The sequence below is a fragment of the Sediminicoccus rosea genome (assembly GCF_033547095.1).
Lineage (GTDB): Bacteria > Pseudomonadota > Alphaproteobacteria > Acetobacterales > Acetobacteraceae > Roseococcus > Roseococcus rosea.
Window position 1 is genome coordinate 2,606,986 of record NZ_CP137852.1, and the last position, 21,077, is coordinate 2,628,062.

At 71.7% G+C, this 21,077-nt stretch carries 20 protein-coding genes; 14 read left to right on the plus strand and 6 right to left on the minus strand.

The window, feature by feature from the left end; all coding sequences use genetic code 11:
* Nucleotides 1-38 precede the first annotated feature (38 nt).
* Nucleotides 39-902: a polyamine aminopropyltransferase gene (speE, locus tag R9Z33_RS12550; RefSeq protein WP_318646917.1), complete on the plus strand. Its 864-nt coding sequence runs from the start codon at nt 39-41 to the stop codon at nt 900-902.
* Nucleotides 903-1,107: 205 nt separating this feature from the next.
* Here speE and R9Z33_RS12555 read toward each other — a convergent pair whose 3' ends face one another.
* Both R9Z33_RS12555 and R9Z33_RS12560 read right to left on the minus strand, forming a co-directional pair.
* Nucleotides 1,108-1,503, minus strand: coding sequence for a carboxymuconolactone decarboxylase family protein (locus R9Z33_RS12555; RefSeq protein ID WP_318646918.1), 396 nt, complete (start codon nt 1,501-1,503; stop codon nt 1,108-1,110).
* Nucleotides 1,504-1,552: 49 nt separating this feature from the next.
* Complete coding sequence (locus R9Z33_RS12560) at nt 1,553-1,792, minus strand: hypothetical protein (protein WP_318646919.1); 240 nt, start codon at nt 1,790-1,792, stop codon at nt 1,553-1,555.
* A gap of 69 nt (nt 1,793-1,861) precedes the next feature.
* On the opposite strand from R9Z33_RS12560, the gene uvrB reads away from it, so the two are divergent.
* Nucleotides 1,862-4,060, plus strand: coding sequence for an excinuclease ABC subunit UvrB (gene uvrB, locus R9Z33_RS12565; protein WP_318646920.1), 2,199 nt, complete (start codon nt 1,862-1,864; stop codon nt 4,058-4,060).
* Between the two features lie 12 nt (nt 4,061-4,072).
* Here uvrB and R9Z33_RS12570 read toward each other — a convergent pair whose 3' ends face one another.
* Nucleotides 4,073-4,291: a helix-turn-helix domain-containing protein gene (locus R9Z33_RS12570; protein ID WP_318646921.1), complete on the minus strand. Its 219-nt coding sequence runs from the start codon at nt 4,289-4,291 to the stop codon at nt 4,073-4,075.
* 206 nt (nt 4,292-4,497) lie between these two features.
* Between R9Z33_RS12570 and R9Z33_RS12575 the strand changes: the two genes are divergently transcribed.
* On the plus strand, nt 4,498-5,280 hold the full coding sequence (locus tag R9Z33_RS12575; RefSeq protein ID WP_318646922.1) for a universal stress protein: 783 nt from the start codon (nt 4,498-4,500) through the stop codon (nt 5,278-5,280).
* 34 nt (nt 5,281-5,314) lie between these two features.
* On the opposite strand, the gene R9Z33_RS12580 is transcribed toward R9Z33_RS12575, so the two are convergent.
* Nucleotides 5,315-6,790: a phospholipase D family protein gene (locus R9Z33_RS12580; RefSeq protein ID WP_318646923.1), complete on the minus strand. Its 1,476-nt coding sequence runs from the start codon at nt 6,788-6,790 to the stop codon at nt 5,315-5,317.
* Nucleotides 6,791-6,893: 103 nt separating this feature from the next.
* Between R9Z33_RS12580 and R9Z33_RS12585 the strand changes: the two genes are divergently transcribed.
* From R9Z33_RS12585 to R9Z33_RS12620, 8 genes are all read left to right on the plus strand, one after another.
* Entirely contained in the window at nt 6,894-7,871 is a 978-nt protein-coding gene (locus tag R9Z33_RS12585; protein ID WP_318646924.1) for a Bug family tripartite tricarboxylate transporter substrate binding protein, read from the plus strand.
* A gap of 63 nt (nt 7,872-7,934) precedes the next feature.
* Entirely contained in the window at nt 7,935-8,792 is an 858-nt protein-coding gene (locus tag R9Z33_RS12590) for an isocitrate lyase/PEP mutase family protein (protein WP_318646925.1), read from the plus strand.
* Nucleotides 8,793-8,795: 3 nt separating this feature from the next.
* The gene (cls, locus tag R9Z33_RS12595) at nt 8,796-10,208 is read left to right on the plus strand and encodes a cardiolipin synthase (RefSeq protein WP_318646926.1); all 1,413 of its coding nucleotides are present in this window, start codon (nt 8,796-8,798) and stop codon (nt 10,206-10,208) included.
* Between the two features lie 86 nt (nt 10,209-10,294).
* Nucleotides 10,295-11,521: a glycosyltransferase gene (locus R9Z33_RS12600; RefSeq protein WP_318646927.1), complete on the plus strand. Its 1,227-nt coding sequence runs from the start codon at nt 10,295-10,297 to the stop codon at nt 11,519-11,521.
* Nucleotides 11,514-12,689 carry a glycosyltransferase family 4 protein gene (locus R9Z33_RS12605; protein ID WP_318646928.1) on the plus strand — a complete coding sequence of 392 codons (1,176 nt, stop codon included), beginning with the start codon at nt 11,514-11,516 and terminating at the stop codon, nt 12,687-12,689. Before R9Z33_RS12600 ends, R9Z33_RS12605 begins: the two co-directional genes overlap by 8 nt.
* On the plus strand, nt 12,686-13,657 hold the full coding sequence (locus R9Z33_RS12610; RefSeq protein WP_318646929.1) for a phytanoyl-CoA dioxygenase family protein: 972 nt from the start codon (nt 12,686-12,688) through the stop codon (nt 13,655-13,657). The genes R9Z33_RS12605 and R9Z33_RS12610 overlap by 4 nt, the downstream gene beginning before the upstream one ends.
* Nucleotides 13,654-14,634 carry a glycosyltransferase family 2 protein gene (locus tag R9Z33_RS12615; protein WP_318646930.1) on the plus strand — a complete coding sequence of 327 codons (981 nt, stop codon included), beginning with the start codon at nt 13,654-13,656 and terminating at the stop codon, nt 14,632-14,634. Before R9Z33_RS12610 ends, R9Z33_RS12615 begins: the two co-directional genes overlap by 4 nt.
* Nucleotides 14,635-14,707: 73 nt before the next feature.
* Nucleotides 14,708-15,739 carry an amidohydrolase family protein gene (locus R9Z33_RS12620; protein ID WP_318646931.1) on the plus strand — a complete coding sequence of 344 codons (1,032 nt, stop codon included), beginning with the start codon at nt 14,708-14,710 and terminating at the stop codon, nt 15,737-15,739.
* Nucleotides 15,740-15,897: 158 nt separating this feature from the next.
* Here R9Z33_RS12620 and nikR read toward each other — a convergent pair whose 3' ends face one another.
* The gene (gene nikR, locus R9Z33_RS12625) at nt 15,898-16,365 is read right to left on the minus strand and encodes a nickel-responsive transcriptional regulator NikR (protein WP_318646932.1); all 468 of its coding nucleotides are present in this window, start codon (nt 16,363-16,365) and stop codon (nt 15,898-15,900) included.
* 128 nt (nt 16,366-16,493) lie between these two features.
* Here nikR and R9Z33_RS12630 point away from each other — a divergent pair, with 128 nt between their 5' ends.
* The 3 genes from R9Z33_RS12630 to R9Z33_RS12640 are packed head-to-tail and all read left to right on the plus strand — an operon-like array spanning nt 16,494 to nt 19,785.
* Entirely contained in the window at nt 16,494-18,059 is a 1,566-nt protein-coding gene (locus R9Z33_RS12630; protein WP_318646933.1) for an ABC transporter substrate-binding protein, read from the plus strand.
* 5 nt (nt 18,060-18,064) lie between these two features.
* Nucleotides 18,065-19,018, plus strand: coding sequence for an ABC transporter permease (locus R9Z33_RS12635; RefSeq protein WP_318646934.1), 954 nt, complete (start codon nt 18,065-18,067; stop codon nt 19,016-19,018).
* Complete coding sequence (locus R9Z33_RS12640; RefSeq protein WP_318646935.1) at nt 19,015-19,785, plus strand: ABC transporter permease; 771 nt, start codon at nt 19,015-19,017, stop codon at nt 19,783-19,785. The genes R9Z33_RS12635 and R9Z33_RS12640 overlap by 4 nt, the downstream gene beginning before the upstream one ends.
* A gap of 206 nt (nt 19,786-19,991) precedes the next feature.
* On the opposite strand, the gene yut is transcribed toward R9Z33_RS12640, so the two are convergent.
* A complete protein-coding gene (gene yut, locus R9Z33_RS12645) occupies nt 19,992-20,990 on the minus strand; it encodes an urea transporter (RefSeq protein WP_318646936.1) in 999 nt (332 codons plus the stop codon).
* Nucleotides 20,991-21,077 lie beyond the last annotated feature (87 nt).

Here is a 21,077-nt window from a genome sequence, read left to right on the forward strand (position 1 = left end):
CTTCTTGGATGGGCTTCCTGGCCTGAAGGATTCCGACGATGACCGATGTGTGGGTGAATGAAACGCTCTATCCCGACTGGGGCCAGCGCTTCCTGGTGAAGCGCGAGCTGGCCCGCGTGAAGAGCGAGTTCCAGGACATCATGCTCTTCGAGAGCACCTCGCATGGCCGCGTGATGGTGCTGGACGGCGTGATCCAGATCACCGAGCGCGACGAGTTCGTCTATCAGGAAATGCTCACCCATGTGCCCCTTCTGGCGCATGGCGCGGCCAAGCGCGTCCTCATCATCGGCGCCGGCGATGGCGGCGTGCTGCGCCGCGTGCTGCAGCACCGCAACGTCGAGAAATGCGTGATGGTGGAGATCGACGGCGAGGTGATCCGCCTCTGCCAGGAGCACATGCCCGACGTGGCCGGCGATGCCTGGACCAACCCGCGCGGCCAGGTGATCGTGGGCGACGGCATCGACTATGTGCGCCAGGCCGAGGCCGGCAGCTTCGACGTGGTGATCGTGGACAGCACGGACCCGATCGGCGTGGGCGAGGTACTCTTCACCGACGAGTTCTACCACAATGCGGCGCGCCTGCTCTCGGACAACGGGCTCATCGTGAACCAGTGCGGCGTGCCCTTCATGCAGGCGGACGAGCTGCGCGAGACCTCGCTGCGCCGCGGCAAGTTCTTCCCGGACATCTCCGCCTATGTGGCGGCGGTGCCGACCTATGTGGGCGGCTTCATGACGCTCGGCTGGTCGGCCAAGACCAAGGGCCTGCGCGACGTGCCGGTGGCGGAGATCCGCCGCCGGGCCGAGGCGGCCGGCATCCTGGGCACGACGCGCTACTGGACGCCCGAGATCCACGTGGGGTCGTTCAACCTGCCGCCCTACATCGCCGAGAACCTGCCGGGCTGAGGCAGGTTTCCCGGAACCTGGTTCCGGCCGCCGCCGCGTCGCATGCGCGTGTTCGCGGCGATGCCTCCTCTCGCCACCGGTTGGCGCGGCCCGCGGGCTGCCTCGGCCGGGTGTCCCCCCTCATGACGGGGGGCGTCGCGACGGGGCCTCGCCTGGGGTTGCGCCCCGCTCACGTCATGCCCGGCGGCGGCCGGTTTCTCCGGCGCTATAGCGCGCCCTGTTCCTTCAGCACCTGCTCGGCCATCCGCAGCGCGTCGATCGAGGCGGGAAAACCGCAATAGGCGACGGCGTGGGTGAAGACCTCGCTGATCTCCTCGGCTGTGCAGCCATTGTTCAGCGCCGCCACCAGGTGGATTCGCAGTTCATGCGGGTGGTTCAGCGCGCAGAGCATGGCGAGCGTGATCAGGCTGCGCTGCTTGCGGTCCAGCACTGGGCGCGTCCAGAGCGTGGCATAGGCCATCTCCTCCGAGAGCGCGCGGATGGCGGCGTTGAAGGGTGTGGTGGTGGCGTCCCGCGCCTCGGTATAGGGCGCGCCCAGGATCTCGCGCATTTCCTGGCGGCCGCGCTGGCGCAGCGCCGCGTGGGCTTCGGTCTCGTTCATTCGGCTGGTCCTCCCTGATGGCGGGAGGGTAGGCCGGTTCAGCCGGCCGTCAAAACGGCTCGGCCGTGTCCCGGCGGAGCAGGCGGCGGAAGGCGCCCGCGGAGCGGTCCTGCCCGGTCACCTTGTCGGCCAGCGCATCGAGCCAGCCGGAGAACCAGGCCTTCCCCCAATCGCCCGTCTGCGCCATCGGGTTCTCCAGCACAGAGGCGCCGGCCGCGAAGGCTTGGCGGCCGGCGGCATAGGCGTCATCGCTCACGAAATCGTCGTTCGGGTCCACGTCCTCGGGCATCGGGGCATCCTGTGATGGCCCGCGGCATATGGCATCGCAGGGGCGGGGGCGCCATCCTATATTGCGGGGATGAACGTGATCGCCCCCGTCCTCTTCCAGCCGATCCGCCAGCCCATGCCGCCGGCCGGCAAGCCGCTGCGCGTCGTCAGCCCCTTCGAACCCAATGGCGACCAGCCCAATGCGATCCGGGACCTGATCGCCGGGGTCGAGGGTGGCGAGCGGGACCAGGTGCTGCTGGGCGTGACCGGCTCGGGCAAGACCTTCACCATGGCCAAGGTGATCGAGGCGGTGCAGCGGCCCACGCTGATCCTCGCCCCCAACAAGACGCTGGCGGCGCAATTATACGGCGAGATGAAAAGCTTTTTCCCCGACAACGCGGTGGAATACTTCGTCAGCTACTACGACTACTACCAGCCCGAGGCCTATGTGCCGCGAACCGACACCTATATTGAAAAAGACAGCCAGATCAACGAACAGATCGATCGCATGCGCCACTCCGCCACCCAGGCGCTGCTGGAGCGGCGGGATGTGGTGATCGTGGCCTCCGTCTCCTGCATCTACGGCATCGGCTCGGTCGAGACCTATTCGAACATGGTGGTGAAGCTGGAGGTGGGCGGCTCCATCGCGCGCGATGCGCTGCTGAAGGGCCTGGTCGAGCAGCAATACCGCCGTAACGACATGGCTTTCCAGCGCGGCTCCTTCCGCGTGCGCGGCGAGAGCGTGGACATCTGGCCCGCCCAGCTCGAGGACCGCGCCTGGCGCATCAGCCTCTTCGGCGACGAGATCGAGACGCTGCGCGAATTCGACCCGCTGACGGGCGAGATCACCGGCGAGTTCGAGCGCGTCAGCATCTACGCCAACAGCCACTATGTGACGCCGCGCCCGACGCTGACCCAGGCCATCGGCCGCATCAAGGCCGAGTTGAAGGAGCGCCTGGCCGAGCTGGAGAAGGAAGGGAAGCTGCTGGAGGCGCAGCGCCTCGACCAACGCACCACCTTCGACATCGAGATGATGGAGACCACCGGCTCCTGCAAAGGGATCGAGAACTACTCGCGCTACCTCTCGGGCCGGAATCCGGGCGAACCGCCGCCGACGCTCTTCGAATACCTGCCCGAGGGCGCGCTCCTGGTGGTGGATGAAAGCCACGTCACCGTGCCGCAGATCGGCGGCATGTATCGCGGCGACTATGCCCGCAAGATCATCCTCAGCGACTACGGCTTCCGGCTGCCCTCCTGCACCGACAACCGGCCGCTGAAATTCGAGGAGTGGGAGAGCTTCCGCCCGCAGACCGTCTTCGTCAGCGCGACGCCCGGCCCCTGGGAGATGGAGCGCACCGCCGGCGTCTTCGCCGAGCAGGTGATCCGCCCGACCGGCCTCGTGGACCCCGTCTGTGACATCCGCCCCGTCGAGAACCAGGTGGATGACCTGCTGGCCGAGGTGAAGGATTGCGCGGCGCGCGGCGCGCGCGTGCTGGTCACGGTGCTGACCAAGCGCATGGCCGAGCAGCTGACCGAATACCTCACCGAGATGGGCGTGCGCGTGCGCTACCTGCACTCGGACGTGGATACGCTGGAGCGCATCGAGATCATCCGCGACCTGCGCCGCGGCGTCTTCGACGCGCTGATCGGCATCAACCTGCTGCGCGAGGGGCTGGACATCCCCGAATGCGGCCTCGTCGCCATCCTGGATGCGGATAAGGAGGGCTTCCTGCGCAGCACCACCTCGCTCATCCAGACCATCGGCCGCGCCGCGCGCAATGCCGAAGGCCGCGTCATCCTCTATGCCGACCGCATGACCGACAGCATGAAGCGCGCGCTGGAGGAGACGGAGCGGCGCCGTGCCAAGCAGATCGCCTGGAACACGCAGCACGGCATCACGCCCACCTCCATCAAGCGCGAGATCAGCGACGTGCTGAAGGATGTGAGCCAGGGCGACTACGTCACCGTCGAGGCGGTGGAGGGCGATGCGACCGCGCAATTCGTGGGCCGCGACCTGCGCGCCTCCATCGCCGAGCTTGAGAAGAAGATGCGCGCGGCGGCGGCGGACCTGGAATTCGAGACGGCGGCCCGGCTGCGCGACGAGATCAAGCGCCTGGAGGCGCTGGAGCTTGGCATCGCGACACCGGGCGATGCGCTCTCGCCCAACCAGGCCGGGCGCTCGCTGCGCGAAGTGACCCCCAAGAAGGATTGGAAGCCCAAGCCCATGGGCCCGGGCGGCGGCGGCTATGATCCGAAGAAGGGGAAGGGGCGCGGGCGCAAGGGCCCCTAGCCCCGGCGAGCCCTATCGGGCCGTGCCCCTGGGCTTCGCCGCGGCCTCGCCCTCGGCGCGCGTCGCGTGCTGGTCGAGGAAGCGCTCGAAGTCGCGTGGGATGATGCGGAACTCGCGCCCGACATCGATGGCGCGCAGGTCGCCCTGCCGGATCCATTGGCGCACCGTCGCCTCGCCCACCTGCGCGAGCTCGGCCACCTCGCGGACCGTCATGAATTTCCGTGTGAGCATGTCATCCCTGCCTCACCGCGCCTGACCGTGGTTGACGATATTCGAGCATCGTTGAAGCCGGTTTGACAAAGATCAATGCCGCCCGCCCGCGCTGGCGCCAGTTTGATGGCGTTGGGTCCATCCCGCCGCAATGTGGCGGGGCCCACGCCAACCGGGCGGCGGCCGGAAGCCGGCGGCCCGCCCACAACAGGCCGGGAGATTGCCTCATGTCGCTCACCACCATCCTCTGCCAGGTCGAGCCCGGCGATGCCGCGATGCTGGACGCAGCCGTGGCCACGCCCTTCGCCCTGGCCGAGGCGCATGGCGCGCAGCTGACCGCGCTGGTCTTCGGGGTCGAGGCCGAACACACCATCGCCGCCGAGGAGCAGGCGGCCGCGATGGTGCGCACCGCCGCCGAACGCCGCGGCATCCCCTGCGAGACCCGGTCGCGCAGCAGCTTCGCCTATGGCGTGGGCGATGTCTTCGCCGACCATCTGCGCGTGTCGGATCTCGGCGTGGTCGTCACCCGTGCCGGAGGCGGGGCGGTGCAGCGCCTGATGCTGGGCGCCGCGATCTTCGACAGCGGCCGCCCGGTGCTGGTGGTGCAGCAGCAGCACCCGCTCGAGGTCATGCCCGCGCGCGTCGTGATCGCCTGGGACGCGACGCCGGCTTGCGTGCGGGCCGTGCATGGGGCCATGCCCTTCATCCGCCGCGCCGCGGAGACGCTGGTCGTCACCGTGACGGATGACAAGGAGCTGCGCGCCGGCCAATCGGGCATCGAGCTGACGCATCTGCTGGCGCGCCACGGCGCGACGGCGCGCTTCACCGCGGTGCCGCGCGCCGGGGGTGGCGTGCCCGAGGCCGTGCTCGGCGCGGCGCCGGGCGGGCCGGGCCAGATGCTCGTCATGGGCGCCGTCCGGCATGCGCCGCTGCACAACATCGTCTTCGGCAGCGCGACGCAGGAGCTGTTCGATCGTGGCCCGCGCCTGCCCACCCTGGTCGCTGCCTGAGGAAGGCCGCGCAGCCGGGCCGGGGAGCGCTTCGCTACAATTGCTCCTCGACCGGCAGGCGGCGCACCAGCCCGGCCAGCAGCCGCCGCCAGATTCCGGCGCCGGGCTCGCGCGGGGCGAGGGCCGGGCCGTCTCGCCAGACCAACTCGCCCCCCTCCAGCATCACCTGCCAACTCATCGCGGGGTCGGCCAGGCGGGCATGCTCGGCGGCGATGCCCGCGGCGATGCCGGCGTCGCGCACGAAGCAGCCCATCTCGGTGTTGAGCGCGGCCGAGCGGGGATCGAGATTGAAGGAACCGACGAAGCCGAGCCGCCCATCCACCGCGAAGGCCTTGGTGTGCAGCGCGGCGCCGCGTGAGCCGAGCAGGCTCGGCGGCGTGTCGCGCCATTCGGGCTTGAGCTCGAAGAGCGTGGCGCCCATGGCCAGCAATGCGCGGCGATACTTGGCATAGCCGCCATGCACCGCCACCACGTCCGTCGCCGCCAGGGAATTGGTGATGACGGAGACACGCACGCCCCGCGCGCGCAATTCGCCCAGCAGCGCCATGCCGGCCCGGCCGGGCACGAAATAGGGCGAGATGAGCAGCGCCTCCTGCCGCGCTGCGCGCAGCGCATCGGCGATCTCGGCGGCGATGCCGCCCGCCGCGCGCGCCGCCTTGCGCGCCCGGAGGCCACGCTTCGCCTTTTCCGGCGGATCGGCCACGACCTGGATGGCATCGGGCGGCAGCAGCGTCAGCGCGCGGTCGAGCTGCGCGCGCAGCGGCGCCTCGGCCCCGGCCAGGAGGGCATCGGCCGCCGGGCGGTCATCCGCCCCGGCGAGGACGGCGCGCAGCGCGGGCAGGCCGCCCGCGCGCTCGGCCGTGGCGGCGACGAGGCGTGCGGGGCGGGCCAGCGGGCTCGTCCAGTAGCGCTGGAAGACCCGCGTGGCCTGGTGCGCGGCCGGGCCGGCCAGCGCCAGGTCCAGGTCGCGGAAGCGGATGCTGCCGCGGCCCGCCAGGCCGAAATAGGCATCGCCCAGGTTGCGCCCACCCACCACGGCCAGCCGGTCATCGGCGATCCAGGACTTGTTGTGCATGCGCCGGTTCAGGTGCCGCCCGCCGAAGGCCAGCTCCAGCAGGAAGCCGAGGCGCCCGAAGCGCCGCCAGCGCGTGCCGTTGAACAGTCGCACCTCGATCAGCGGGTGCGCGTCGAGCGCGGCGAGCGTGCGCTCCCGGCCCAGCGCATAGACGTCATCCAGCAGCAGGCGGACCTTCACGCCGCGATCGGCCGCCGCCAGCACCTCGCAGGCCAGAAGCTGGCCCGTCACATCGCCGCGCCACATGTAGTATTGCAGGTCCAGGCTGCGCCCGGCTGCGCGCGCGCTCGCAACGCGCAGCGCGAAGGCGGCGGCGGCCTCGGGCAGCAGGGCCACGCCGCTGGTGGCCGGCGGGGCCATGCCCAGCGCCGCGGCCACGTCCTGCTCGAGGCCGGTCGGGGCGCGGCGGACGGGCGCGAAGGGCGGTCTGGTCATCATCTCCTGGCCCCAACAAGGCCGGGCCGCGTGGGTTGCGGCCGGCGGGTTGCCCGAGGGGGCCGCCGGGGGGCAGCATGCCACGAACCACGGGAGAGACGCCATGAAACGCCGCCACCTGCTCCAGGCCCTGCCACTGCTGCTGCCCGCGGGTGGCGCCCTCGCGCAGGGGGCGGAGGCCTGGCCCTCGCGCGCCGTGACCATCCTGGTGCCCTTCGCCCCGGGTTCCTCCTCCGACATCATCGCCCGTGCCATGGCGCAGTCCATGCAGGCGGCGACAGGCCGCGCCGTCACCGTGGAGAACCGGCCGGGTGCGACGGGCGAGGTCGGCGCGCGGCAGGTGATCCGCTCGGCACCCGACGGCTACACGCTGATGCATGCGCCGATCAGCACCTGGGCGATCAACGTCGCGCTGCGCCCCAACCTCGGCTACGACCCGCTGACGCAGCTCACCCGCATCATGCAGACGGTGCGCACGCCCAATGTGCTGGTGATCAACAGCGCCGCGCTGCCGGCGACGGACTTGGCCGGCGTGCTGGCCTGGCTGCGCGCGCCCGGGCGCAATGCCAGCTATTCGACCAGCGGCGCCGGCTCCTCCGACCATCTCACGATGGAGATGTTCCGCCAGGCCACGGGCACCGACATCACGCACATCCCCTTCCAGGGCGGCGCGCCGGCGACGACGGCGCTGCTGCAGGGGACGGTGCAGCTCTCCTTCCAGAATCTCGGCTCGATCATGCCGCAGATCGCGGAGGGGCGGGTGCGGCCCATCCTGATCACCTCTGAGGCGCGCAGCCCGCTGTTGCCGCAGGTGCCGACGGCGGTGGAACTCGGCCTGCCTGATTTCGTCGTCTATTCCTGGCAGGGCTTCGGCGGCCCGCCCGGCATGGCCGAGCCGCTGGTCCAGCGCGTGCATGCGGCGGCGGAGGCGGCGCTGCGCGCGCCCGCCGTGGCCGCGCGGCTTGGCGAACTCGGCTTCGAGATCGTCGCCAGCGCGCCGTCGCAATTCGCGGCCTTCCAGGCGGGCGAGATTGCGCGCTGGCAGCGCGTGGTGCGGGCCGGGCGCATCACGGTGGATTGAGGCACACGGATTGACGGGGACGGGCAGGGGCCTAGCCTTCCCTCACCAATGCTGAGGAATGCCATGACCCCGCCCGATCGCCTGCGCGCCCTTCTCGCCGAACCCGGCTTCGTCACCATGCCCGCCGTCTGGGATGGGCTGAGCGCCAAGCTCGCCGCGGTTGCCGGCTACAAGACGGCCTTCCTCTCCGGCTCCTGCGTGGCGGCGAGCCGGCTCGGTGGGCCGGATCTCGACCTCATCTCCTTCGCCGAGATGTTCGACAGCTTCCACATGGTGCATGGCGCCGCGCCCGGGACGCTGATCCTGGCCGATGGCGACCATGGCTATGGCAATCCGCTGAACGTGCAGCGCACCGTGCGCGCCTATGGCCGCGCGGGGGCCGCCGCGATCCTGATCGAGGACAAGATCACGCCGCGGCAGCTCACCTCCTCCGGCAAGCCCTGCCTGCCGCGCGAGGAGGCGCGGATGAAGATCCGCGCGGCGGTCCAGGCGGCGAAGGACAGCGGCATCCTGGTGCTGGCCCGCACCGATTGCCGGCCGACCCAGGGCATCGACGAGGCGGTGGCGCGCATCGAGATGTTCGTGGAGGAGGGGGCGGATATCCTCTTCCTTGACAGCCCGGCCGATGACGCGGAGTTCCGCCGCGCGGTGGCGGCGGCGCAGGGCCGGCCCTCCTTCGCCGTGCTCTCGCCGGGGCCCGGGCGCCGCATCCCGACGCGGCCCGAGGCGGAGGCGCTGGGGATCAAGATCGGCACCTATCCCACGGCCATGCTCTCGCCCGCCATCGCGGGCATGCAGGCGGGGCTCGCCGCGCTGGTCGCCGGCGGCGCGGAGAGCGACATGGCGCTGGCGCCGGCCGCGCTGCGCGAGACGCTCGGCTATCCGGACTACGACGTTCAGGGCAAGCCGTTCCTCGTCTAGCCCATGATCCTCGCCTTCCACCTCATCCTCCAGGCGCTGGTGATCGCCCGGATCCTGCTGCGCCCGCACCGGGATCCGGCGTCGCGCATCTCCTGGATGGTGGTGGTGCTGGTGCTGCCGGTGCTGGGCCTGCTCGGCTACCTGCTGCTGGGCGAGACCAATATCGGCCGCCGCCGGGTGGCCCGCATGCAGCGCGTGCTGGCGACGCTGCCCGAGCCCGCCAGCATGGGCACGCCGGCCGCCGTGCCGGACCGGCTGGAGGGCCTGTTCCGCGTCGGCCAGTCCATCAGCGGCTATCCCGCGGTCGGCGGCAACACCGCGCGCCTCTCAGGCGATTCGGATGCGACCATCGCCATGCTGGTGGCCGACATCGAGGCGGCGCGCGAGCACGTCCACCTGCTGTTCTACATCTGGCTGCCCGACAACAACGGGACCAAGGTGGCCGAGGCGCTGGCCCGCGCCGCGCGGCGCGGCGTCACCTGCCGCGTGCTGGTGGATGACGTCGGCTCGCGCGCGCTGATCAAGAGCCCGCTCTGGCAGATGCTGCGCGAGGCCGGCGTGCGCCAGGCGCGCGCCCTGCCGGTGGGGCTGCCGGTGCTCGGCGCGCTGCATGGCCGGCTGGACCTGCGGAACCACCGCAAGATCGTGGTGATCGACCACGCCATCACCTATTGCGGCAGCCAGAACTGCGCCGACGCCGCGTTCCTGGTGAAGGCGAAATTCGCCCCCTGGGTGGATGTGGTGATGCGCTTCGAGGGCCCGGTCGCCCGGCAGAACCAGCACCTCTTCGTGACCGACTGGATGGCCTGGGCGGAGGAGGATCTGAGCGAACTCCTCTGGGCGCCGATGCCTGAGGCGCGGCCGGGCGGCTTCACCGCGCAGGTCGTCGCCTCCGGCCCCACCCTCCGGCACTCGGCCATGCCCGAGATGTTCCAGAGCCTGATCTACGCGGCGCGGCGCGAGCTGGTGATCACCACGCCCTACTACGTGCCCGACCCCTCGCTGCAGGATGCGCTGCGCGCCGCCGGCAACCGGGGCGTGCGGACCACGATCGTCTTTCCCGCGCGCAACGACAATTGGGCCGTGGCCGCGACCTGCCGCAGCTACTACGCCGAATTGCTGGCCGCGGGCGTGCATATCCGCGAATACGAGGGCGGCCTCCTGCACAGCAAGACGCTGACCATGGATGGCGAGGTCACGCTGATCGGCTCGGCCAACATGGACCGCCGCAGCTTCGACCTGAACTACGAGAACAACATCCTGCTGCAGGATGAGGGCGCCACGGCGGCGCTGCGCGCGCAGCAGGCGGAATACCTGGCCCGCTCCCGCCCGGTGACGCTGGCCGAGGTGGAGGCCTGGCCGCTGCACCGCCAGCTCTGGAACAATTTCGCGGCGGTGCTGAGCCCCATCCTCTAGGGGCGCTCGCCGGTTGCGAGGCAGGCTGCGAGCGGGGCCCTGGCATGGGCCTTGCGGGGCAGCGGGCACCCTGAGTGGAGCCGCCCATGCCCTTCGATTCCGTCCCCGCCGCCACCGCCTCCGCCGAAACGCGGCCGCTCAGCGTGCTCTACGTCCTCTCCTCCTTCCCGGTGCTGTCCGAGACCTTCGTCAGCAACGAGATCCGCGCCATGCGCGCGCTCGGCCACAAGATCGTGCCGCTCACCATCCGCGACCATCACGGCCCCTGCCAGCCGGAGGACGAGGCGCTGAAGCCCGGCATCCAGCGGCTGGAGGAGCTGCCGCGCGTCACCGCCATGCTGCGCGCCGTGATGGGCCCCGCCCGGCTGCGCGCGGCGATGCGCTTCATCCGGACGCAGCAGGGCCTGCCGCGCCGCTCGCTGCTGCTCGCCGCAGCCCGGGTGGCGCTGGCCGCGCGGCGGCATGGCTGCACCCATGTCCACGCGCATTTCGCCCATGCGGCGACGGCCACCGCCATTGCCGGCGCGCGCCTGGCGGGCTGCACCGTCTCCTTCATCGGGCATGGCTTCGAGGTCTATGGCACGCCCGCCGACCTGCCGCTGAAGCTCGCCAGTGCCGACCTCGCCGTCGCCACCTGCTTCGACATGCGGGACGACATGCTCGCCATGGCGCCGGGGGCGCGCGTGGTGGTGGTGCCCTGCGGCATCGATCCCGCCCGCTTCCGCCCGCGCTCCGGCGCCTCCAATGGCCGGCTGCTCGCCATCGGCCGCCTCGCGCCGCAGAAGGGGTATGAGCTGCTGCTCGATGCCCTGGCCGCGCTGCCGCCCATGGCGCGCCCCTGCATCGACGCGGTGGGGGAGGGCGCGCTGCGCCCGGTGCTGGAAGCGAAGATCGAGGCGCTGGGCCTTTGGCCCTGGATGCGCCTGCTGGGCGCGCGCCCGAGCGGCTGGATCGCCGAGGAGGGGCCGCGCTACCAGGGTTTCGTCGCCCCCTACGTGATCTGCGCCGATGGCGACCGCGACACCGGCCCCATCGTGCTGAAGGAGGCGATGGCCATGGGCCTGCCTGTCCTCGCCTCGGCCCTGATGGGCATGAAGGAGACAGTGGCCGATGTCGGCGGAAGGCTGATCCTGCCGGGCGACCGCCGTGCCCTGACCGATGGCCTGGGCTGGATCGCCGGCCTCTCGGCGGCGGAGCGCGCTGCCATCGGCCGCGCCGGGCGCGCGCATATCGAGGCGGGGTTCAGCCTGGCATCCCAGGCGCGGCAGCTGGGCGCGCTCTTCGCCGGCCTGCAGGCCCGCCCCCATGCTTGAGCGCCGCACCGACATCCTGATCTGGGTCGCGGGCAAGCTCGACAAGCGCGGCTCCTTCGAGGACTACCTGCTGCGCCTGGGGCGCGGCCTGAAGACGGCCGGTCTCAGCACGCATCTCGTCGCCGGTCCGCCCTGGGATGCGGGGCTGCGGCGGGACCTCGCGGCGCTGGGCCTTGGCCTGACGGAACTGGGCGAAGGTGAGTTGCGCTCTGCCTGGCGCGCGGCCGGCATCCTGGCCCGCACGCGGCCGCGCCTCGTGCATTACCATTTCGGCTCGCCCAGCTCGAAGCTCGCCGCGCTGGCCGCGGTCTCGGGCGTGCCGCGCTTCGTCTTCACGGATCACGGCTCGCGCACGCAGGTCGAGGCGGGGGGCGCTGGTCTCGCCGCCGCCAAGCGCTGGATGCGGCGGGCGCGCGCCTCTCTCGTGGACCTCTATCTGCCCGTCTCGAACGAGGTGGCGGGGCATCTCCGGCAGGAGATCGGCCTGCCGCCCGCCCGGCTGCACCGGCTCATGAACGGCGTGGACCTCGCGCGCTACCGTCCCGCGGGTGCTGAGGAGCGCATGGCCCTGCGCCAGCGCCTGCTGGGGCTGGGCGGGGCGGAGCCCGTGCTGCTCTATGCCGGGCAGCTCACCGCCGAGAAGGGCGTGGAGGATCTGCTCGCCATCCAGCCCGCGCTGCTCCGCGCCTTTCCGGGCCTCACCATCGCCTGGGCCGGGGACGGCCCGCTGCGCGGCGCGGTGGAGGCCGCATCCGGCCAGGGCGTGCGCGTGCTGGGCCGTCGCGGCGACATGCCGGAACTGCTGCGCGCGGTGGATCTCGTCGTCGCGCCCTCGCGCTGGCGGGAGGCCTTCTCGCTCATCCTGGCCGAGGCCGCGGCCTCGGGCCTGCCCGCCATAGCCTCGCGCATCGGCGGCATCCCGGAGGTGGTGGCGAACCAGGTGACGGGCGAGCTGGTGCCGCCTGGCGAGCCGGCGGCGCTGCTCGCCTCGCTCTCGGGGCTGATCGAGCAGCCCGCGCGCCGCATCGCCATGGGGCAGGCGGCACGCCGCCGCGCCGAGGCGCTGTTCGACCTCGACGGCATGATCGCCGCCACCCTCCGCCACTATGCGGCACTGCTGCCGCTGCCCACCGCCTCGCTCACGCCCGCCCTGGAGTTCCGCTCATGACCGTCACCGAGATCACCGCCGCGCTGGAGCGCGACGGCATCGCGCCGCTGCCCCGGCTGATCGCACCCGAGGCGCTGGCCGGCCTGCAGGCGGCCTTCAGCGGCGCCCTGCGGCGGCCGAGCTTCAACACCTGGATCGGCTTCGAGCAGAACGAGAAATGGCGCCTGCTGGTCGAGAACCTGCTGGCGCTGCACCCGGCCTGCCTCGAGCTCGCGCTGCATCCGCTGGTGGCCGGCGCGGTGCGCGAATATGTCGGCCCCGAGGTGGCGCTGACCGAGGCGCGCGGCTGGCGCACCATCCGCACCACGCGCAACTTCCATGGCTGGCACGCCGATGCCTGGCACGCGCCCGAGGTGACGACGGCGCCGCGCGAGGTGAAGCTCGCGGTCTATCTGAGCGATGTGGAGAGCGGGCATTTCGCCTATCTCGCCGGCACGCACCGCCAACGCGGCGCCGCCCGCCACTGGGGCCCGGCGGATGTGGCGCCGCTGATGCACCGGGAGCGCGCGATGCGCGGCCCGGCCGGCACCGCCTTCCTCTTCGACACGGCGGGCGTGCATCGGCAGACCACGCCCTGCCTCTCGCCGCGCGACGTGATGTTCTTCAACTTCCATGACCCTGCCGTGCCGATCCAGGCCGAGGATGTGGCGCATGGCCGCTACCAGCCGCTGCTGCTGAACGCCGGCTACCTGCCGCCGCTGACCGCCGAGCAGGCGGCGATCCTGGGCTTTGGCCGTGCCCGCGCCCAGCCCGAAGCGGGCATGGTGGGCCGCCCCGCGCTGCGGCGCTATCCCTGGCTGCATGACGCCATGGCGGCGGGCCTGTGGGCGCGGCTCGAATGGCAGGAGGTGGCGCGCATGGCGCGGCAGGGCCGGCGCTTCGCCGCGCGCCGCCTGGCGCGGCTGATCCCCGGCGTGGCGCGCCCGAGCTCTGGCGCCGCGCGGCCCGCGAAGGAGGCTCACTCGTGAGCGCGCCCCGTCTTTCCGTCATCATCCCCACGCGCAACTGCCTGGCATGGCTGCCCCGCGCCATGGCGAGCGCGCTGGCCGTGCCGGTCGAGGGCATCGAGGTCATCATCGTGGATGATGGCTCGACCGACGGCACCGCGAATTTCCTGGCCCATGCCGCAGCCTCGGGCCTGCCCATCCGCGTGCTGCGCCGCACGGGCGGCGAGGGGGCTGCGGCGGCGCGCAATGCCGGCCTCGCCATCGCGCGGGCGCCCGTGGTGGGCTTCCTCGACGCCGATGACATCTGGCAGCCCGATCGCATCGCCGAACGGCTCGCCTGGCATGAGGCGCATCCCGAGACCGCGCTGAGCTTCGGCGAATACGAGACGCTCTATGCCGACAACCGCCGCGAGCCGCGGCTGATCGGCTACATGCCGCGCTTCGCCGCCGCCGTCACGCCGCTGGACGAGCCCTGGCGGGACGAGATCGGCTGGCTGGGCCCGGCCGGCGCCGGGCTGATCTATGGGGAGAATCCGGTCTGCACCTCGGTCGTCCTCGCCTCGCGCGCGGCGGTGGAGGCGGTGGGCGGCTTCGATGTCTCGCTCGGCCAGGCGGAGGACTGGGACCTCTGGATCCGCCTCGCGCTGCACGGCCCGGTCGCCTATGCGCCGCGCTCGCAGGGGCTGCACATGCATCGCGCCGACTCGCTGAGCAGCGAGGTGCGCGCGCGCTGCCTTGCCGTCGCGACGGTGCTGGACCGCTACGGCCCGGCGATCCGCGCGCGTGATGCGGGCGCCTTCCGCTGCAGCCGCGCCTTCGTGGCCGAGGCGCGCGCCGAGATGGCGGAGGCCGAGGGGCGGCGCCTCGCGCATCTGGCCTGGCAGGCCAAGGCGCTGCTCTGGCAGCCGAGCCGCCGCCGGGCGCGCTCGGCCGCACGCGCGTTGCTGCGGGGGCTGCGGCCGCGCATGCCGGCGCCGCTCATGGCACGGGCGGCGTGAAGATCCGATGCCGGATGATGGGTGACTTGGCGTCTGCCCTGTGTGACCCTGGCCCATCACCGGAGAACCTCGGATGCGGCTCGATCGCCGTGGCGTGCTCGCCACATCCCTTGCCCTGGGCGGAGCGGCCACCGCCGCGCCCGTCCCGGGCAAGATCGCCCTGGAGGAGCATGTCATCATCCCCTCCTTCCTCGACTACCTGAACAAGGCCATGCCGCCGGTCTCGGCGGAGGCGCGGGCCGTGCTGGTCCGCCGCATGCTGGATTTCGGCGAGGAGCGCCTGGCCGCCATGGATGGCGCGGGCGTGTCGCGGGCCATCCTCTCCATCTCGGGCCCCGGCGTGCAGGTGGAGCCCGACACGGCGCGGGCGACGCGCCTGGCGGCGGAGGCGAATGACGCGCTGGCGCGCGAGATCCAGCGCCGGCCGGACCGCTATGGCGGCTTCGCGCACCTCGCCATGCAGGACCCCGCTCAGGCCGCGCGTGAACTCGAACGCTGCGTGCGGGAGCTCAACTTCCAGGGCGCCATGATCAACCACCACACGCTGGGCGTCTACCTGGATGACCCGCGGAATGACGTGTTCTGGGAGCGGCTCCAGGCGCTGGAGGTGCCGCTCTACCTCCATCCGGATGACAGCTTCCGCATGCCGCATGTGCTCGAGGGCGTGCCCGAACTGCACAAGCCGACCTGGGAATGGACGACCGAGACCGCGACCCACGCGCTGCGCCTGATCGTCACCGGCGTCTTCGACCGATTCCCGCGCGCGCAGGTCATCCTCGGGCATATGGGCGAGACCTTGCCCTACATGCTCTGGCGGCTGGACAGCCGCTACGCCTTCACGCCGACGCGCCGTCCGATCCGGCGCAAGCCCTCGGACTATGTGCGCTCCAACATCTCGGTCACCACCTCGGGGCAATGCGATGACGTGCCGCTGACGGCGGCACTGGCGGCGCTCGGCGAGAGCCGCGTGATGTTTTCGATCGACTACCCTTATGAGGACTCCGCGACGGCCGCGCGCTTCATCGAGAAGGCCGCGATCGCGGAGGATGTGCGGGCCCGGGTGATGCACGGCAATGCGCGCGCGCTGCTGAAGCTGCGCAGCTGAGACCGCGCGGCTGACGGGCAGGGCGCGCCGCGCCGGGTGGCCCGCCAGCCGCCCCAGCTCGCCGGCGGCGGCGCGGCCGCGTCCGAGCGGGCCGCGAGGCGCCGCACCGGGCCGCCCCTGCGCTGCATGAACGAACCGCGCAGATCCTCCCCGGAGGGTCAGCCTCCGGAGGCCTGCCGTTCCGGTGCGGCGTGCGTTGGATCGTGGATGGCAGCACCCACGGCCTGCGGGATCGGCATCACATTGATGCCGCCCAGCCTGACGCCGCGCTCCCGCACCAGGGCCTTGGCGAAATGGCGGATCTCGCCCGCGGGCCCGCGCAGCAGCGCAACCTCGATGCAGTGATGGTGGTCGAGATGCAGATGCACGGTCGTCACGCCGAGATCGTGGTGCGCGTGTTGCGCTTCGGTGAGCCGGCGGCCCAGGTCGCGCTCATAATGGTCGTAGATGTAGGACACCGCGGCCACGCATGGCAGCATCGGGTCCTGCTCTCCCGCCGCATCGCGCAGCCCGGAACGGAGCAGGTCCCGCACCGCCTCCGAGCGGTTGCCGTAGCCGCGGCCCGCCATGAAGGCATCCAGCGCGGCGGCCGTTTCGTGATCGAGGCTGATGGTCAGGCGCTGCACCTTGCACTCCCGTCGCGATGGCGGCCTCTGCCCGGGGTCCGGGTGCCGATGATGTGTTATGACGAATATTGGCAATCTTCTTAACGACAGCTAGCCTCCAAGTCGTCCTAGCGGAGGATATCCCCCTGTTGTCGCGCCGTCTCTGCCTCGTCCTCGCAGCGGCCCTCGGATTGTCGGTGCCCCAGCCCGGCCCGGCGCGGGCGCAACCGATGGGAGGTGTCGCGGTGATCGCCGTGGCCGGCGACCCGGGGCATCTCAATCCGGCGATCTCGACCGCGGGGCCGCTGCATGCCGTGGCCGGCTCCTTGTTCAACGGCCTGGTGGCGCTGGACGAGGCGGGCAATCCGGAACCTGACCTCGCGGAATCCTGGGTGGTCGCGCCCGATGGGCTGAGCGTGACGTTCCGGCTGCGCGCCGGCGTCCGCTGGCATGATGGCAGGCCCTTCACTGCTGCCGATGTGAAGACCAGCTTCGAGCAGGTGCTGCTTCGCTTCCACGCCCGTGCCCGCGCCGGCCTGGCGCCCGCCATCGCGGGAATTGACGCGCCGGACCCGCTGACCGCGGTGTTTCGCTTGAACCGGCCGCACCCCGCCCTGCTGCGGCAGCTCGACGTCACCGAAGCGCCGGTGCTGCCCGCGCATCTGTTCGACGGCACGGACCCCAACACCAACCCGGCCAATCTGCGCCCCGTCGGCACCGGGCCCTTCCGCTTCGAGAGCTACCAGCGTGACAACCAGGTCGTGCTCCTGCGCAACCCGGACTACTTCAAGCCCGGGCTGCCGCGGCTGGATCGCGTCGTGTTCCGGATCATCCCGGACTCGAACACCCAGGTGAACGCGCTCCTGGCGGGCGAGGTGGACATGCTGGCCCGCGTGTCCGCGCCCGATGCCGCTCGGCTGCGCGGCCGCGGCGTGACGCTCGCGGAAACCCGCGCCGCCGCCGGCGGGTCCAATTGCGTCATGACGCTCGCCTTCAACCTCGACCGTTCGGCCACCGGCCAGGTCGCGCTGCGCGAGGCTTTCGCGCTGGGCCTCGATCGCCAGCGGATGCTGGAACTGGTGGCCTTCGGCCAAGGGCGCGTCGCGGAGGCGCCGATCGCCTCGGGCATCGCCTGGGCGCATGCGCCGCGCGCGCTGGCGGCGTGGCGGCCCGATCCGGCCGAGGCCAATCGGCGGCTGGATGCGGCGGGCCTCGCGCGCGGACCGGATGGCGTGCGCGCCACGCTCGATATCCTGCACTTTCCGGCTTTCGCCCGCTGGTCGGACATCCTGCGCCAACAGCTCGCACCGCTCGGCATCACCTTGCGGGTGCGGATGATGGACCCCGCCGCCTTCGCCCAGGCGGTGTTCACCCGGCGTGACTTCGACCTGGCGCTGGTCTCCTATTGCAACGGCACGGATCCGGAGATCGGCGTCCGGCGCATGGTCCATTCCTCGGCCGTCGGCAATGTCCCCTTCTCCAATGCGGCGGGCTACCGGAACGCGGAGGTGGACCGGCTGTTCGATGCGGCGGCCTCCGTGCAGGACGAGGCCGCCCGGGGCGCGGCGTATCGCGCGGCACAGGCGATCCTGGCGCGCGATCTGCCCTATTGGTGGCTGGTCGAGACCGACTTCACCGCCGCCTGGCGCGACCGCTTCGCCGATTTCGCGCCCTGGAGCGGCCAGGTGGCGGAACGCGCCTGGCGACGGCCGTAGCCGGCTTGGCCGGCTTCCTGCTCCGTCGGCTCGGCTTCGGGCTGCTCGCGCTCCTCGCCTCGGCGAGCCTTGCCTTTCTGCTCGCCTGGCACGCGCCGGGCGGGCCGGCGGTGGGGCTCGGCGGCGAATACGGCGCGCCGGGTTACCTGGAGGAAGTGGCCGCCCGCTACGGCCTCGACCGCCCGGGCGCCGAAGTCTGGTTCGGCTGGATGGTCCGGCTGGCGCAGGGTGATCTCGGCCAATCCTGGCGCGAGCAGGCGCCGGTCTCGATGCTGATCCTGGAGCGGCTTCCCCTGACGCTGAGCCTGACCTTCGCGGCGGCGGCGCTGGCCGCGCTGGCTGGCACGCTGATCGGCGTCGCGGCGTCGCAAAGCGATGGGCGCTGGCCCGTCGCAGCGCTCTCGGCGCTGCACGCCGTGCCGGGCTACATCGTGGCGCAGGCGCTGGTCCTGGTCTTCGCGCTGGGGCTTGGCCTGCTGCCGGTGCAGGGCATCGCCGATCCACGCGAGCCCGCCGGGGGCGGCCTGGCGCTGGTGGCCGAAAGGCTGCGGCACCTCGCCCTTCCGGTTCTGGCGCTGGCGCTGCATCAGCTCTGTTTCGTGAGCCTGCTGGTGCGTGCCGGTCTGATCGCGCAGATGCGCCAGCCCTATGTCGTCGCGGCCGAGGCGCGGGGCCGCTCGCGCGCCGGGGCGCGATGGCGGCATGCCCTGCCCAATGCGCTGCTGCCCGTCGCCACCCTGACCGCCATGCGGCTCGGCAGCCTCGTGGGCGGGGCTTTGGTGATCGAGGTGGCCTTCGCGCTGCCGGGCCTGGGGCGACTTGCGGTCTCGGCCGCCCTGGCGCGCGACCATCCGGTGGTGATCGGCACGGTGGTGACGGCCTGCCTCATCGCCTGGGTCGCGAACCTCGTGGCGGATGCCACGGCGCCGCTGCTCGACCCGAGGCTGCGGGCGCGATGAGCCGGCTTGTCGCGGGGGGAAGCCTCGCCTGTCTCTACCTGGCCTGCCTGATCCTGGCGCCCGGTGGGTCACTGACGACGCTCGAGGCACATGCGGCCTTGCTGTCGCCGCGCCTCGCGCATCCATTCGGCACCGATGATCTCGGGCGCGACATGCTGGCGGCGCTGCTCCAGGGCGGGCGCACCTCGCTGACCGTCGCGACGGTCGCGACCCTGCTGGCGCTGGCCATCGGGCTGGTGGTCGGGCTGGTCGCGGGGATCGGGCCGGCCCTGCTGGATGAGGCCCTGATGCGCGTGGCGGAGATCACCGCGAGCCTGCCGGCCCTGCTGCTGGCGGTGCTGCTGGCGGCGTTGTTCGGCGGGTCTGCCTGGAACCTCGCGCTGCTGCTGGGACTGACGCGCTGGCCCTTGGTCGCGCGGATCGTGCGCATGGAGGTGCGCAGCCTGCTGGGCCGGGAATTCCTCCGTGCCGCCTGGGCCCTTGGCGCCTCGCCCACACATGTCGCGCACAGGCATCTGGTGCCGCATCTGGCCGGGCCGCTCCTGGCGGCCGCGGGCATCGTGTTCGGCGGTGCGGTGGTGGCGGAAGCAGCGCTCGCCTTTGTCGGGCTGGGCGATCCGGCGGTGACGAGCTGGGGGCAGATGGTGGCTGCCGGCTTCGCCGTGATCGGCCTCGCCTGGTGGGTCTGGCTTTGGCCGGCCGCCATGCTGGTCCTGGTCAGTGGGCTGGTCGCCGCCATGGCCGACCTTGGGGACGAAGGCCGCTGAGCCATGCGAGCGCCCAGGGCAGGTTGGGATCCGCGCGCCGAACGAGGCCCCTCCAGGGCCGCTTGGGCAGTGCTGGTTCGCCCAGCTGGTGTGCGGCATGTCGCGTATCGCGTGGCGCCCATCCCAGCGCCGCAGGAGGCGCCAGCACCCTGGCCGTCACGGGGAGAGCGGTCGCGCTTGCGCCGCGATTCCCGCCGGGCGCCGCGTCACGCTCCGCCGGAGGCCGGCTCGGTGCCCGCCGAATGCCCCGCCACGGGCTTGTGCGGATGTGGCACCATGAGCTTCTTCGGGGCGATGAAAAGGTACATCGTCAGCACATAGGGCGCGGTGAAGGACGGCACGCCGGACGGTGCCACGATGATGTCGAGCGCGCCCTGGACGAACACCGTCACCACGGTCGCGAGCGCGGCGTAGAGCGCGACGCGCGGCGAGGGCCGCAGGAAGATCACGCCGACCGCCAATGCGGTGAGCACCGGGCTGAAGCCGTACAGCCCCTGCCGGACCAGGGCGGGGTCGGCGGCCATCGCGACGGAGACGATGATGGCGATGACCGACCCGGCCACCACAGCGATGCCGGCGGCGACCGAGGCAATGAAGATGCCGGCCAGGATGATCGCCCCACTGACCGCACTGCCAAGCAGATAGACCTGCCCGATATTGCGGAAGAAGATTTCGACCAGCTCGATCCCCTGCGGGATGACCATCGCGTGCTGCGTCGTGGCCGTCGGCAGGCGCGGCGAATCGCCGATCACGTCGAGCCCGCCGAAGGAATACGCGCCGGCGACCATCAGCCATCCGGTCAGGACGAAGGGGCCGGTCGAACCTGGCACGCCGAACACCCTGGTGACCGTGGCGCTGAAGGCCGCGGTGAAGACCGTGCTGGCCGCGGCGCCCACCACGACATAGACCCAGAGCTGCGGCGACGCGGCGATGAAGGTCGGCAGGGCCGCGCCGACGAGGATGCCGTTGAAGCCGTACAGCCCCTGTTCGATCGAACCCTCGTCGAGGTCCAGCACCTGCGCCGTCAGCGTCGCGACGACGATGCCGACCGCGGCCCCGATGGTCGTCGCCCAGACCCCGGAGACATAGGACGCGTAGGCCATGGCGACGAAGAAGATCGCCCCGGTCAGGGCGTTCTCCATGAAGAAGACCTGGCTGGTTCCGCGCAGGCAGACCGTCAGGAAATTGCTCTTCGTCTGCGTCATCGTGTCCTTGCCTCGCTGATCACCGCGAGGAGGATACTTCGGGCAGGCGCCTGACGCGCAATTCTTCGTGGGCGATGCGCCGGAAGC